Genomic DNA, 13,135 nt, shown 5'->3' on the forward strand with positions numbered 1-13,135 from the left:
CGAAGCAGCGACGGAGTGGGGGAAGGCGCTCATGAAACGCCAAGTCGCTGACAACTTTCTCCAAGTTGATGATCGCATCCGACAAAGGCGGTCGCGATTAGCCTTGCACATGTTTCCACCCGGAACGGCTGCGGGTTGATCAAGATGACCGTTGAACCTATCGGCCCACCGCACCCCGGCGAAAATCCGAGGGCGACATCCCTGCCAGCTTGCGGAAGGATTTGTTGAAGGCGCTGAGCGAGCCGAAGCCTGAATCCATGGCGACGCGCAGCACATTGGCGTCTTCATGCATCAGCAGCGCCTGCGCGTAGCTCAGCCGCAGCAGATTCATATATTCGTTGAGCGTCATGCCGGTCGATTTCTTGAAAATGCTCATGGCGTATTTGGGATGGATGTCGGCCGCCGCCGCGATGTCGACGCAGTCTATGTCGTAGAGGAAATTCTCGGCGATGAAGTCGCACATGCGACCGACATTGCGCAGCGATTGCTGGTCGAACGGGCCGCCGGGTTCCTGGCCGATGGCGGTTTCCGGCACCAGCCGGTAGGGCTCGAAGCGCACCCGCTCCAACCGCAGCAGCAGCTCGTTCACGGCGTGCTCGGTTATCGCCGCATCGCCCGAGCGGAAATAGCGGTTCCAGCGCTCGAAATTGTGATGGTCGGCCTGGTCGGTCGCCGATGTCACCAGCGTGGCGCCGGTCATCAGCCTGTGGCGGACATCCGTCGGCAGATGCAGGCGGAAGAAATGCACCAGCGGCAGATGCGCGCCGGCATAGATGGCGTCGTCGGAGAGATCGTCCATCTGGTGCGGCAGCCCGCCCCAGAACAGGCACATGTCGCCCGCCGTGAGCGCGATCTCGTGCTCGTTCATGCGGTAATGCACGCTGCCGCGGACGATGAAATTGACCTCGACCTGGGCATGCCAATGCGGCTTCAGCATCACCAGCGGATGGTTGTGAAACATCTGCAAAGCCATCGGCAGGCCTTCGACGCTGCTGGCGCCAGGCTGGTAAAACGGCCGTTCCGGCATCTTACTTTCCGCCCATCTTTTATTCCCGTTGTCAGGGACAAGCCTTCCGCGCCGCCTAGTCTAGCCATGCTCGCGAAGAGAGAGCAAATGAAATGGGAGGATTTCAATGCGCACGACACTGATCTGTGCCGCGCTGGCGCTTGGCCTGGGCTCAACCCCGGCTTTGGCGCAGTCCGGCGAAATCACGATCTGGAGCTGGAATATCGCCGCTTCGTCGCTGAAGGCGACGGTGGCCGGCTTCAACAAGCAGCATCCCGACGTCAAGGTCACCGTTCAGGATCTCGGCAACCAGCCGACCTATGACAAGTCGATCGCCGGCTGCGCGGCCGGCGGCGTCGGCCTGCCCGATATCGTCTCGATCGAAAACGGCGAGGCCGAGAATTACTGGAGCCAGTTCCCCGATTGCTTCGTCGATTTGCACACGCTGGGCTACACCGCCGACGACCAGAAGAAATTCCCGGACTTCAAGCGCACCGAACTGGAGGTCGGCGACAAGGCCTATGCCATGCCGTGGGATTCCGGCCCGGTAGCCGCCTTCTACCGCCGCGACTTCTACGAGAAGGCCGGCGTCGATCCGGCCTCGATCAAGACCTGGGACGATTTCATCGCCGCCGGCAAGAAGGTCCAGGCCGCCAATCCCGGCGTCACCATGACCAATGCCGATTTCAACGGCGACACCGAATTTTTCCGCATGATTTCCAACGAACAGGGCTGCGGCTATTTCGCCGCCGATGGGCAGTCGATCACCGTCAACCAGCCGAAATGCGTCGACACGCTGGCCAAGATCAAGGACATGAAGGACGCCGGCATCATCTCGTCGGCCGACTGGGGCACCAAGATCACCAACAACACCGCCGGCACCGTCGCCACCCAGGTCTATGGCGGCTGGTATGAGGGCACCATCCGCACCGAATCCGCCGGCGAAAACGGCAAATGGGGTGTCTATCTGATGCCGAGCCTGACCGCCGACGGCCCGCGCGCCGCCAATCTCGGAGGCTCGTCGCTCGCCATCACCTCAGCCTCGAAGAACAAGGAGGCCGCCTACGCCTATCTGAAATACACGCTCGAGACCAATGAAGGCCAGATCACCATGCTCAGGGATTTCGGCCTGGTGCCGTCACTGATCTCGGCCCTCGACGACCCCTACGTCTCGCAGGGCCTGCCCTATTGGGGCGGCCAGGCAGTGTGGAAGGACATTCTCGCCACGCTGCCCAAGGTGGTGCCGAGCCGCGGCACGCCGTTCCAGAGCGACGCCGAAATCATCATGCGCGCCGTGCAGACCAAATATCTCGGCGGCGGCTATCCCGATGCCAAGGCCGCCCTCGACGACGCCGCCAGCCAGATCGCTTCGGCGACGGGACTGCCGATCAAGTGACCAAGGCGGTGATGCTGGCGGGCCAGATATAGGGCAATTTGCCGGACTGTTGGCGCTGCCCCTCACCTGCCTGCCGGCATCCTCTCCCCGTATAGTGGCGGGGAAAGGGACGCTCTCGCCCAACAGTTCGCCAATTGCCGGCGGCGTCCGCCGGCTAACAACACGCCGGATATCAACCGGGAAAGAGGAAGGAGGAGGAAACCATGCGCTACCAGAACGCCACGGCCTATCGCTTCCTTACGCCCTACCTTCTGATCTTTGCCATCTTCTGGGTGTGGCCGATCATCTCCTCGTTCATGATTTCCTTCCAGGCGACGCGCACGGTGCCCTGGCGCTTTGCGCCGACGTTCAACTGGGGCCGCCTGATCGGCGACCCCGCTTTCTTCAACGCGCTGAAGAACACGCTGCTCATCCTCGTCATCCAGGTGCCGGTGATGATCTCGCTGGCGATCATCATGGCGGTGCTGCTGAACTCGCCGCTGCTGAAAGCACGTGGCCTCTACCGCTTTGCCTTCTTCGCTCCGGTGGTGGTCGGCGAGGTCGCCTATTCCGCCGTGTTCCGGCTGATGTTCAACCTGGATTTCGGCATCATCAACAAGCTCCTCGCCGGCGTCGGCCTGGCCAAGATCGACTGGTTCTCCAACGTCACACCGGCCATGGCGCTGATCATGATCGCGGTAACCTGGCGCTGGGCCGGCTACAACGCCATCATCCTGCTCGCCGGCCTGCAGTCGATCCCCGAGGACGTCTATGAAGCAGCGACGCTCGACCGCGTCAGCAAGCTCAAGCAGTTCTTCTACATAACGCTGCCGCTGCTCAAGCCGGTCATCGTGTTTTGCGCCGTGCTGTCGATCATCGGCACGATGCAGCTGTTCACCGAGCCGTTCCTGATCACGGAGCGCGGCGGCCCCGGCGGCGGCACCGAGACGCTTGGCCTGCTGCTCTACCGCCAGGGTTTTCGCTCGCTCAATTTCGGCTACGCCTCGGCCGTCGCCTACACCATGGCGGGGCTGGCAATCGCCATCACGCTGGTGCAGCTGTGGCTGACACGAGAGCCGAAATGAGAGGGGAGCCGAAATGAGTTCGCTGTCGCAACGCCGGCTCGGCCGCAGCGTCCTGCTGCATCTGGTCCTGACACCGCTGGCGGTGATCTGGCTGTTTCCGCTGTGGATGATGGTGGTGTTTTCGACCATGCCCGACAACGGCATTTTCAGCCCCGGCATCGAGCTTCTGCCGCACGGCAATTTCGTCGACAATTTCAACAACCTGCAGCGCGACACCAATTTCGTCGGCGCTATCGGCATTTCGGTGGCGGTGGCGGTGACCTACACCTTCTTCTCGGTGCTGCTGACCTCGATGGCCGGCTGGGCGCTCGCCCGCTATCAGTTCTTCGGCAAGGGCGCGGTGGTGGCGATCATCCTCGGCACCATCACGCTGCCCTATGCGGTGGTGCTGATCCCGCAATTCATCATGGTGGCGCGCGACTTCCAGCTCGCCAACACCTGGATTGCGCTGATCGTGCCACCCTTGTTCAATTCGCTGGGCGTGCTGTTCATGCGCCAGGCTTTCTCGATGATGCCGGCCGACCTTTTCGACGCGGCACGTGTCGAGGGCGTCAAGGAATGGCGTATCTTCCTGTTCGTCGCTTTGCCGCTGGCGCGGCCGATGCTGGCGGCGCTCGCCATCATCCTGTTCCTCGCCTCGTGGAACAATTATCTCTGGCCGCTTTTGATCAACAGCCAGCCCGGCGCGATGACGGCCCCTGTGGCGCTCGGCACGCTGATCGGCCTGACCAAGGTCTCATGGGGCGGCATCATGGCCGGCGCCGTCATGCTGACCGTGCCGATGCTGGTCGTCTTCGTTCTGCTGCAGCGCCATTTCATCGCCGGCATCGCCGCCGGCGCCGTCAAGTAGGGACAACAGAATATGGCGGCAGTCACCCTCACCAATGTCGTAAAACGCTTCGGCGTCTATGAGATCATCCATGGCGCCAAAATCGATATCGCCGATGGCGAGTTCGTCGTCTTTGTCGGCCCGTCGGGTTGTGGAAAATCGACGCTGCTCAGGATGATCGCCGGGCTGGAGGATATCAGCGGCGGCGAGATCGCCATTGGCGGCAAGGTGATGAACGATGTCGAGCCGGCCGAGCGCGGCATCGCCATGGTGTTCCAGTCCTACGCGCTCTACCCGCACATGAGCGTGGAGCAGAATCTGAGCTTTGGCCTCAGGATGACCGGCAACCCCAAGGAGGACACCGAGCGGCGGGTGAAGCGGGCCTCCGAAATCCTGCGCATCACAGAGTTGATGGCGCGGCGGCCGAGGCAATTGTCCGGCGGCCAGCGCCAGCGCGTTGCCATCGGCCGCGCCATCGTGCGCGAACCGCAAGTCTTCCTGTTCGACGAGCCGTTGAGCAATCTCGACGCCGAGCTGCGCGTCCAGATGCGGGTCGAAATCTCGCGCCTGCACAAGGAGCTCGGTACGACGATGATCTATGTCACCCACGACCAGACCGAAGCGATGACGCTGGCCGACCGGATCGTCGTGCTGCGCGGTGGCCATGTCGAGCAGATCGGCCGGCCGCTCGATCTCTACGACAATCCCGACAACCAGTTCGTCGCCGGCTTTGTAGGCTCGCCGAAGATGAATTTCATCAAGGGCCGCGTCGTCGGGCGCAACACGAGCAGCGTCACCGTCGAGCTGGTGGGCGAGGAAAAGACCCGCATTATGCAACCGTTGACCGGCGCCGTGCCAGAAACAGGAGCCAAGGTCATTGTCGGCGTGCGGCCCGAACATTTCGGCAATGGCGGCGAAGGCGACGCCGACCTCACAGTCGGCATCGACGTGGTCGAGCATCTCGGCGGCACCAGCTTCATCTATGCCAGGACCGCCCATGGCGAAGACCTGGTGATCCAGCGCGACGCGGCAAAGGTCCCCGACACCCAGGAGATCACCGTGTCCATCCGCAAATCCTATCTGTTCGATGAAAATGGCCAGCGGCTGCGCTGAGCGCTTCCAGCCTTGCAAGGAGAATGACCATGACTGCAACCGCGCCCATCCGCTGGGGGATACTCGGGCCCGGCGACATCGCCAAAGCGTTCGCCCGCGGCGTGGCAGGCTCGCGCACCGGCACGATCGTGGCGCTCGGCGCCCGCAATCCCGGCAAGGCAGGCTTGGCCGAGACGTTTCCCGGCGCCCGCATCCTCGACGGTTACGACGCGCTGCTCGCCGACCCCGAGGTCGATGCCGTCTATATCGCCATCCCGCATCCCGGCCATGCCGAATGGGCAATCAAGGCGGCGGAAGCCGGCAAGCATGTGCTGTGCGAAAAGCCGCTGGCGCTGACCGCCTTCGAGGCCGACGCCATGATCCATGCTGCGCGCAAGGCCGGCACCTTCCTCGGCGAAGCGTTCATGTACCGGCTGCACCCGCAGACGGCGAAGCTGGTGGAACTCATCAAGTCGGGCGTCATCGGCGATGTCAGGCTGATGAAGTCGAGCTTCGGCTTCGCCATGCCGGGCTTCATGCCCGAGCACCGGCTCTACGCCAACGATCTCGCCGGCGGCGGCATCCTCGATGTCGGCGGCTATCCCGTCTCGATGGTGCGGCTGATTGCCGGGGCTGCGACTGGAAAACCCTTCGCCGAGCCGGACAAGGTTGTCGGCACCGCCCATCTCGGCAAGTCCGGCGTCGACGAATGGGCCTCGGCGCTGCTGCATTTTCCCGGTGGCATCGTCGCCGAGGTATCCTGCAGCATCTCGCTCAAACAGGACAATGTGCTGCGCATCCTCGGCACCAAGGGCCGCATCGAAGTGCCGGATTTCTGGTTCGCCGGCGGCGGCAACCGCGATGGCGGCCCTGGCCGGATCGATGTAATCCTCGCCGACGACACGCGCGATACCATCAGCGTCAACGAAACCCGCCATCTCTATTCCTTCGAGGTCGACGCCGCCGGCGAGGCGATCCTGGCCGGCAAACAGGAGTTCGCCTGGCCGGGCATGAGCTGGGCCGACAGCCTCGGCACGCTGCGCGTCCTCGACAGATGGCGCGCCGCCGTCGGGCTCGAATATGAGATCGAAAAGCCGGCTAAGCGAACCAACACCATTTCGGGCCGGCCGCTGCGCACCGGCGGCACGGCCATTGGCAAGCGCAAGATTCCGGGCCTGTCGAAGCCGGCCTCCGTGGTGGCGCTCGGCTTCGAGGATTTCCGCACCTTCTCGTCGGGCGCAATCCTGCTCGACGCCTTCTTCGAGGCCGGCGGCAATCTGTTCGACACCGGCTATGTCTACGGCGCCGGCTACACCGAAACGCTGCTTGGCCAGTGGCTCAGGAATCGCGGCGTGCGCGAGCAGTCGGTGATCATCGCCAAGGGCGCGCACTCGCCGCTCTGCTATCCCGATGTCATCGGCAAGCAGCTCGCCCAGTCGTTGGACCGGCTGCAGACCGACCATGTCGAACTCTATTTCATGCACCGCGACAACCCGGATGTGCCGGTCGGCGAATTCGTCGATGCGATGGACGCCGAGGTCAAGGCCGGCCGCATCCGTGGCCCGTTCGGCGGCTCGAACTGGACGATGGCGCGCATGGACGAGGCGATTGCCTATGCCGAGCGCACCGGCAAGCAGAAGCCCGGCGTGCTCTCCAACAATTTCTCGCTGGCCGAGATGCTGGAGCCGATCTGGGCCGGCTGCATCACCTCGTCGACCGACGACTGGAAATCCTGGCTGACGAAAAGGCAGATGCCCAACTTCGCCTGGTCGAGCCAGGGCCGCGGCTTCTTCACCGACCGCGCCGGCCGCGACAAGCAGGACAATGAGGAGCTGGTGCGGGTCTGGTATTCCGAGAAGAACTTTGGCCGCCGCGACCGCGCCATCGAGCTGGCGCAGCGCCTGGGCAAAAGTCCGATCCATATCGCGCTCGCCTATGTGCTGGCGCAGCCCTTTCCGTCGGTGCCGTTGATCGGCCCGCGCACGCTGGACGAGTTGGAGGACAGTTTGAAGGCGCTGGATATCAGGCTGTCGGCGGAGGATGTGGCGTGGCTGGATAGCGGGCCGGAAAGGCGGCGGGCTTAGCAGCTAATCTCCCCCCTTGAGGGACTGTTTCAAAATTGGGTGGATGTGATTCCCTGTTTTTGAAACGGGGATTTTGCGATGACGACAAAGCCGAGCGGTCAGTTCAGTTTTGTAGAGGCTCTGCTGCCGCAGGGTCTTGGTCGGAGCGGACGACTGGACCGGCTGTCGTCGCTGGTGAAGTGGTATCGCTTCGAGAAGATCCTGGCGCGGCTGCGCTCGCCAACTGGGCCGGGGCGGCCTGCGTACAATTCGCTGGTGATGTTCAAGGCGCTTCTGCTGCAATCCTTGTATGGGCTGTCGGACAACGAACTGGAGGAGGCGCTCGCCGATCGGCTGTCGTTCCGCCGCTTCGTTGGACTGACGCTCGAGGAGACGGTGCCCGACCACACCACGCTCAACCGCTTTCGCAATCTTCTCGTGGAGGCCGGGCTTCTGGAGAAGCTGTTTGGCGAACTGGACCATCAACTGGACAAGGCCGGGCTGATCCTGCGGCGCGGCACGATGCTCGATGCCACGGTGATCGAGACGGCGGCGGCACGGCCGCCCAGTGGGGCCGCGCACGAAGCGGGCGATGCCGGCGATCCCGATGCCGGCTTTACACGCCGGCAGGGCAAGCCTGGCTCCTCCTACGGCTACAAGGCCCATGTCGGCGTCGACCAGGGTTCTGGTCTGATCCGCCGGGTGAGGACGACAGCAGCCAACGTCAACGACACGGTCGAGGCGGATCATCTGATCTGTGGCGACGAAGGCGCGGTGCTGGCGGATGCGGCCTATCACACCAAGGCGCGCGAGCTGTCGCTGAGGCAGCGCGGGATCAAGCCGCGGCTGATGCGGCGGGCCAACAAGCATCATCCGCGCCTGCCGGCGCGCCTGAAGCAGTTCAACCAACTGATCGCCCGGCAACGTTTTGCCGTCGAGACGACCTTCGCCACCTTGAAGAACCGCATGCGACTTTGCGCCATCCGCTATCGCGGTCTGGCCAAGGCGGCAGGACAGGTTCTCATCGCCGCCATAGCCTTCAACATGCGTCGCTGGGTGACGCTGGCGACCTGATCTAGGGTCGCACTGCGCCCGAAATCCGCCGAATACGCCAACTCCTACCCCCATCTGGCCACAAACCAGCGCCGGAAACCACCTCGCATTGCCCTTGCCGTCTCTCTCCACGCCCAAAACCTATAACGCAACGGGCCCCTCGAGGGGGAGATGGCCGGCAGGCCAGAGGGGGTCGCCTCGCGTGGAGCGCTAACCTCCTTCTGCAGCGGCAGGTAGGCCGAGCCCAGTCGAACCGACCCCCTCTGGCCTGCCGCTAATCTCCCCCGCACGGGGGAGATTAGCGGCTCATGCGTTCCACCTACCGATCGATCCGTGTCGACAAAATAATCGACGACGACGTCCGCTCGACCCCGTCCATCGCGCCGATCTCGTCCAGCAACGCATCCAGGTCCCTGATCGACGGCGCGTCGACGATGACGATCATGTCGAAATTGCCGCTCACCGAATGCAGCGTCCTCACCGGCGGCAGCGCCTGCAGCGCCCGCACCACCTTGTCGGCGAGCTTGGGCGTGACGGTGAGCAGCACATGCGCCCGCACCAGCCCCTGCTCGTAGTCCGGCGCCATCCGCACGCCATAGCCGGTGATGATGCCGCGCTGTTCCAGCCGCTCGATGCGGCTTTGCACGGTGGTGCGCGACACGCCGAGCTGGCGCGCCAGTTCGGCGGTCGACGCCCGGGCATTGGCACGCAGCAGGGAAAGCAGTCTTTGTTCGGGTTCACTAAGCATTTCGACGAACCTTGTCGTCTTATCGCCAAAGACAGGGTACGTTTCGTACAATTCCACGCTTCCTTTCGCCAGGCAAGCTGCGATTCTCAGAAGCATGGTGCCCACCCTGCAGCGGTCTGGGCCAAAGAGCTTTTACGAGGGATCGGATCATGAAGAAAATCATCGTCGTCGGCGCCGGCAAGATCGGCTCGACCATTGCAGGCATGCTCGCCGACACCGCCGACTACCACGTCACTGTCGTCGACCGCGCCGCCGCCCAGCTGGCAGCAGCCGAACTCCCCACCGGCGTCGAGTCGCGGGAGCTAGACATCGCTACTCCCGGCGCACTCGAGGCCACCCTTGCCGGCGCCTTCGCCGTGCTGAGCGCCGCGCCCTTCCATTTGACCACACGCATCGCCGAAGCGGCCGCCGCAACCGGCGTCCACTATCTCGATTTGACCGAGGACGTCATCTCCACCCGCCGCGTCAAGGAACTGGCGCGTTCGGGCAAGGGCGCGTTCATTCCGCAATGCGGCCTTGCGCCGGGCTTCATCTCGATCGTCGCCAATGATCTCGCCAGCCGCTTCGACACGCTGGAAAGCGTTCGCATGCGCGTCGGCGCGCTGCCGCAATACCCGTCCAATGCGCTGAACTACAATCTGACATGGAGCACCGACGGCGTCATCAACGAATATTGCGAACCCTGCGAGGCGATCGTCGAGGGCGAGCTGATCGAAGTGCCGCCGCTGGAGGAGCGCGAAGAGTTCTCGCTCGACGGCGTCACCTATGAGGCCTTCAACACCTCCGGTGGGCTCGGCACGCTGGCCGAGACGCTGAAGGGCAAGGTGCGCACGCTGAACTACCGCACCATCCGCTATCCCGGCCACGCGGCGATCATGAAGGCGCTGCTCAACGACCTCGGCCTGCGCCACCGCCGCGACGTGCTGAAGGATATCTTCGAGAGCGCCCTGCCGGCAACGCTGCAGGATGTGGTCATCGTCTTCGTCACCGTCTCGGGCCGCCGCAATGGCCGCCTGCTGCAGGAAACCTACGCCAACAAGATCTATTCGCAGCGCATCGGCAACCAGGTGCGCAGCGCAATCCAGATCACCACCGCCTCCGGCATCTGCGCCGTGCTCGACATGCTGGCCGACGGCACCTTGCCGGCGACCGGCTTCGTCAAGCAGGAAAACATCGCGCTGGATGCGTTTCTCGCCAATCGTTTTGGGCGCGCTTATGCGCAGCACGAGATGGTAAGCCGGCTGGCAAGCTGAGCTACTTCACCCTCCCCCTTGTGGGGAGGGTCGGCGCGCAATCGGAGCGAAGCGGAGATGGCGAGACGGGGTGGGGGTGAGCGCCGACGGTTGGCGAGGACCCCCACCCCGCTCCGCTCCGCGATCGACCCTCCCCACAAGGGGGAGGGTGAAGCGCCCGCTACTTCCGCAGAGCCATCGGTCGTCCGAGCAGAAACCGGATGAAGTTGCCTGCGGTCCGCGGCGCCATGCGGGGCTGCGTCGCCTGTCGTGGCGCGCTTTGCCTTCGCGCTGGCACCTTGGGTTCGACACCCGGTCGGCCCACCGTGAAGGAGGGCCCCGAGACCGGCTTCCCCCTCAACACGTTGGCGGCGTTGTTGTCATGGATGACGATGCACCATTGCGCGCCCTTCGATGCCGCCACGACGGTGTTGAAGCGCGTCGCCATTTTTGCGTGGTGCTCGCTGTAGACGCCGCTCATCGCCGGCGATCTCCTTTCGACCAGCGTGCCGAACGCCGACGTGACATAGTCGTGGTGCGTGTAGCGTCCGCTTGCCGTGTCGAAATTCTGGCCGTCCGGAAAGGCAATGTAGAGCGGCTGCAGGTCCACCACACGCTTTTCGATCTCCCGGCGCGCGTAGTGCTCGACGCGCTCCATGAAGGTCGGCGCCAGCGCGTCGTCGCTGTCGAGCCGCGTGAGCGAAACATAGTCGGCATCGGTATCGGCCTGGACGAAGGCATTGAAGCGATCATTGTAATCCTCGCCCGCCTCGACAAGGATCGGCCTGACGTCGACACCGGCCACGCAGCTGCACACGGTGCGAATATAGTTCTCGTGCGTATCGGCATCGAACGCCAGAAGGACGGTAAAATCCTTCAGCGACTGGCCTTCGAGCGACGACGCGCAATAGGTGTCGAACAACGCCAGGCGCTCGACCAGCCAGACCGGGTCGAGATTGGCGCGGCCCTTTCCGTCCCACTGGCTTGGCTTGAAGCCAGCGGCGATGTTGTAGCGTATGGCGATGTATTTCTTCAGGCCGGTGTCCATGGACCGACACTTAGTACATTCCGCTGATCTGCGACAACCAACGGCTGAGCGGCCACCCTCCCCCTTGTGGGGAGGGTCGGCTCGCGGTCGGAGCGAAGCGGAGATGGCGAGACGGGGTGGGGGTGAGCGCTGACGGTCGGCGAGGACCCCCACCCCGCTCCGCTACGCGGATCGACCCTCCCCACAAGGGGTAAGCGCACTTCAAATATGCAGCGCGTGGCCCAGCGCCTTCAGCGCCGCTTCCTGGAAGCCTTCGCCTTGCGTCGGATGCGCATGGATGGTCCCGGCGATATCCTCCAGCCGCGCGCCCATTTCCAGCGCCAGGCCGAACGCCGCCGCCAGTTCCGACACGCCTTGCCCGACCGCCTGGATGCCCAGCACCAGATGGTTGTCCGCGCGGGCGACAACACGAACAAACCCGTCCTCGCCGAGTTTCGTCATCGCCCGGCCGTTGGCGGCGAAGGGGAACTGGCCGATCTTGATTTCGCCTGAAGCCTTCGCCTCCTCCGGCGTTAGCCCTGCCGTCACCAGCTCCGGATCGGTGAAGCAGACGGCCGGGATCGAGCGCTTGTCCCAGCTGCGCTTGTGGCCGGCGACGATCTCGGCCACCATTTCGCCTTGCGCCATCGCCCGGTGCGCCAGCATCGGCTCGCCGGTGACGTCGCCAATGGCATAGACGCCGCGCATCGAGGTGCGGCACTGGTCGTCGATCTTGATGAACTTGCCGGCCATGTCGAGATCGATCTGATCGAGGCCCCAGCCCTCCGTCACCGGCTTGCGGCCGACCGTGACCAGGATCTTGTCTGCCGCGATTTTGGTGCTCTTGCCGTCCGCGGTCTCGACCAGCAGCGCGTCGCCCTTGTCCCCCTTGGCCTTGGCGCCAAGCATCACCTCGACGCCGAGCTGGGCCAGCCGTTTCACCACCGGCCGGGTCAGTTCCGCATCATACTGCGCCAGCACGCGCGGCAGCGCCTCGACCACGGTCACCGCGGCGCCCATTTTGGCGAACGCCATGCCGAGTTCCAGCCCGATATAGCCGCCGCCGACCACGGCGAGCTTTTTCGGCACCTCGCCGAGAGCCAGCGCTTCTGTGGATGAAATCACCGGGCCGCCGAACGGCAGGAACGGCAGTTCCACCGTCGCCGAGCCGGTGGCGATCACAACCGTTTCGGCGCGGATGATCTGGGTGCCGGTCTCGGTCTCGACCGCGACGGTCTTGCCGTCGCGGAACGTCGCCCAGCCATAGACGGTCTTGACCTTGGCCTTCTTCAGTAGCCCGGCAACGCCCCCGGTCAGCCGGCTAACAATGCCGTCCTTCCACGCAACCGTTTTGCCGAGATCGAGCACCGGAGCCGCCACAGAAATGCCGAGCGGACTGCTGCCGCCGGCCATATGCGCGACCTTCTCGAACTCTTCCGCCGCATGGATCATCGCCTTGGACGGGATGCAGCCGACATTGAGACAGGTGCCGCCCGGTTTGCCAGCTTCGACGATCACCGTATCGATGCCGAGCTGGCCGGCACGGATAGCGCAGACGTAGCCGCCGGGCCCGGCGCCGATGACCAGCAGCTTGCAGGAGATTTCTTTCATGGCGTGACCCTTTG

General features: G+C 64.0%; 11 protein-coding genes. 7 read left to right on the forward strand and 4 right to left on the reverse strand.

Going from position 1 to position 13,135, the window contains the following annotated elements; genetic code table 11:
- Positions 1-157: 157 nt before the first annotated feature.
- On the reverse strand, positions 158-1,027 hold the full coding sequence (locus AC3EMP_RS03740) for a helix-turn-helix domain-containing protein (protein WP_023831916.1): 870 nt from the start codon (positions 1,025-1,027) through the stop codon (positions 158-160).
- Between the two features lie 106 nt (positions 1,028-1,133).
- Between AC3EMP_RS03740 and AC3EMP_RS03745 the strand changes: the two genes are divergently transcribed.
- From AC3EMP_RS03745 to AC3EMP_RS03770, 6 genes are all read left to right on the forward strand, one after another.
- A complete protein-coding gene (locus tag AC3EMP_RS03745; RefSeq protein ID WP_023685055.1) occupies positions 1,134-2,402 on the forward strand; it encodes an ABC transporter substrate-binding protein in 1,269 nt (422 codons plus the stop codon).
- 203 nt (positions 2,403-2,605) lie between these two features.
- The gene (locus tag AC3EMP_RS03750; RefSeq protein ID WP_023672163.1) at positions 2,606-3,466 is read left to right on the forward strand and encodes a carbohydrate ABC transporter permease; all 861 of its coding nucleotides are present in this window, start codon (positions 2,606-2,608) and stop codon (positions 3,464-3,466) included.
- A gap of 13 nt (positions 3,467-3,479) precedes the next feature.
- Positions 3,480-4,316, forward strand: coding sequence for a carbohydrate ABC transporter permease (locus AC3EMP_RS03755; RefSeq protein ID WP_023672164.1), 837 nt, complete (start codon positions 3,480-3,482; stop codon positions 4,314-4,316).
- Positions 4,317-4,328: 12 nt separating this feature from the next.
- Positions 4,329-5,408, forward strand: coding sequence for an ABC transporter ATP-binding protein (locus tag AC3EMP_RS03760; protein ID WP_352597634.1), 1,080 nt, complete (start codon positions 4,329-4,331; stop codon positions 5,406-5,408).
- A gap of 29 nt (positions 5,409-5,437) precedes the next feature.
- Complete coding sequence (locus AC3EMP_RS03765; protein WP_352597635.1) at positions 5,438-7,471, forward strand: aldo/keto reductase; 2,034 nt, start codon at positions 5,438-5,440, stop codon at positions 7,469-7,471.
- A gap of 78 nt (positions 7,472-7,549) precedes the next feature.
- A complete protein-coding gene (locus AC3EMP_RS03770; protein WP_352597636.1) occupies positions 7,550-8,524 on the forward strand; it encodes an IS5 family transposase in 975 nt (324 codons plus the stop codon).
- Positions 8,525-8,822: 298 nt separating this feature from the next.
- On the opposite strand, the gene AC3EMP_RS03775 is transcribed toward AC3EMP_RS03770, so the two are convergent.
- Positions 8,823-9,251 carry an Lrp/AsnC family transcriptional regulator gene (locus tag AC3EMP_RS03775; protein WP_352597710.1) on the reverse strand — a complete coding sequence of 143 codons (429 nt, stop codon included), beginning with the start codon at positions 9,249-9,251 and terminating at the stop codon, positions 8,823-8,825.
- 149 nt (positions 9,252-9,400) lie between these two features.
- On the opposite strand from AC3EMP_RS03775, the gene AC3EMP_RS03780 reads away from it, so the two are divergent.
- Positions 9,401-10,504 carry a saccharopine dehydrogenase family protein gene (locus AC3EMP_RS03780; RefSeq protein WP_352713002.1) on the forward strand — a complete coding sequence of 368 codons (1,104 nt, stop codon included), beginning with the start codon at positions 9,401-9,403 and terminating at the stop codon, positions 10,502-10,504.
- A gap of 160 nt (positions 10,505-10,664) precedes the next feature.
- Here AC3EMP_RS03780 and AC3EMP_RS03785 read toward each other — a convergent pair whose 3' ends face one another.
- Together AC3EMP_RS03785 and lpdA are read right to left on the reverse strand one after the other, a co-directional pair.
- On the reverse strand, positions 10,665-11,531 hold the full coding sequence (locus AC3EMP_RS03785) for a glycosyltransferase (protein WP_023707473.1): 867 nt from the start codon (positions 11,529-11,531) through the stop codon (positions 10,665-10,667).
- 201 nt (positions 11,532-11,732) lie between these two features.
- Complete coding sequence (gene lpdA / locus AC3EMP_RS03790; protein ID WP_352713005.1) at positions 11,733-13,121, reverse strand: dihydrolipoyl dehydrogenase; 1,389 nt, start codon at positions 13,119-13,121, stop codon at positions 11,733-11,735.
- Between the last annotated feature and the right edge of the window lie 14 nt (positions 13,122-13,135).

This window comes from Mesorhizobium sp. P160219 (assembly GCF_057786095.1).

Bases quoted from the DNA above. Each gene is read 5' to 3' on its own strand.
- AC3EMP_RS03780 (WP_352713002.1), top strand. From the start codon at position 9,401: ATGAAGAAAATCATCGTCGTCGGCGCCGGCAAGATCGGCTCGACCATT.
- AC3EMP_RS03760 (WP_352597634.1), top strand. From the start codon at position 4,329: ATGGCGGCAGTCACCCTCACCAATGTCGTAAAACGCTTCGGCGTCTAT.
- AC3EMP_RS03750 (WP_023672163.1), top strand. From the start codon at position 2,606: ATGCGCTACCAGAACGCCACGGCCTATCGCTTCCTTACGCCCTACCTT.
- AC3EMP_RS03755 (WP_023672164.1), top strand. From the start codon at position 3,480: ATGAGTTCGCTGTCGCAACGCCGGCTCGGCCGCAGCGTCCTGCTGCAT.
- AC3EMP_RS03775 (WP_352597710.1), bottom strand. From the start codon at position 9,251: ATGCTTAGTGAACCCGAACAAAGACTGCTTTCCCTGCTGCGTGCCAAT.
- AC3EMP_RS03765 (WP_352597635.1), top strand. From the start codon at position 5,438: ATGACTGCAACCGCGCCCATCCGCTGGGGGATACTCGGGCCCGGCGAC.
- AC3EMP_RS03745 (WP_023685055.1), top strand. From the start codon at position 1,134: ATGCGCACGACACTGATCTGTGCCGCGCTGGCGCTTGGCCTGGGCTCA.
- AC3EMP_RS03740 (WP_023831916.1), bottom strand. From the start codon at position 1,027: ATGCCGGAACGGCCGTTTTACCAGCCTGGCGCCAGCAGCGTCGAAGGC.
- AC3EMP_RS03785 (WP_023707473.1), bottom strand. From the start codon at position 11,531: ATGGACACCGGCCTGAAGAAATACATCGCCATACGCTACAACATCGCC.
- lpdA (WP_352713005.1), bottom strand. From the start codon at position 13,121: ATGAAAGAAATCTCCTGCAAGCTGCTGGTCATCGGCGCCGGGCCCGGC.
- AC3EMP_RS03770 (WP_352597636.1), top strand. From the start codon at position 7,550: ATGACGACAAAGCCGAGCGGTCAGTTCAGTTTTGTAGAGGCTCTGCTG.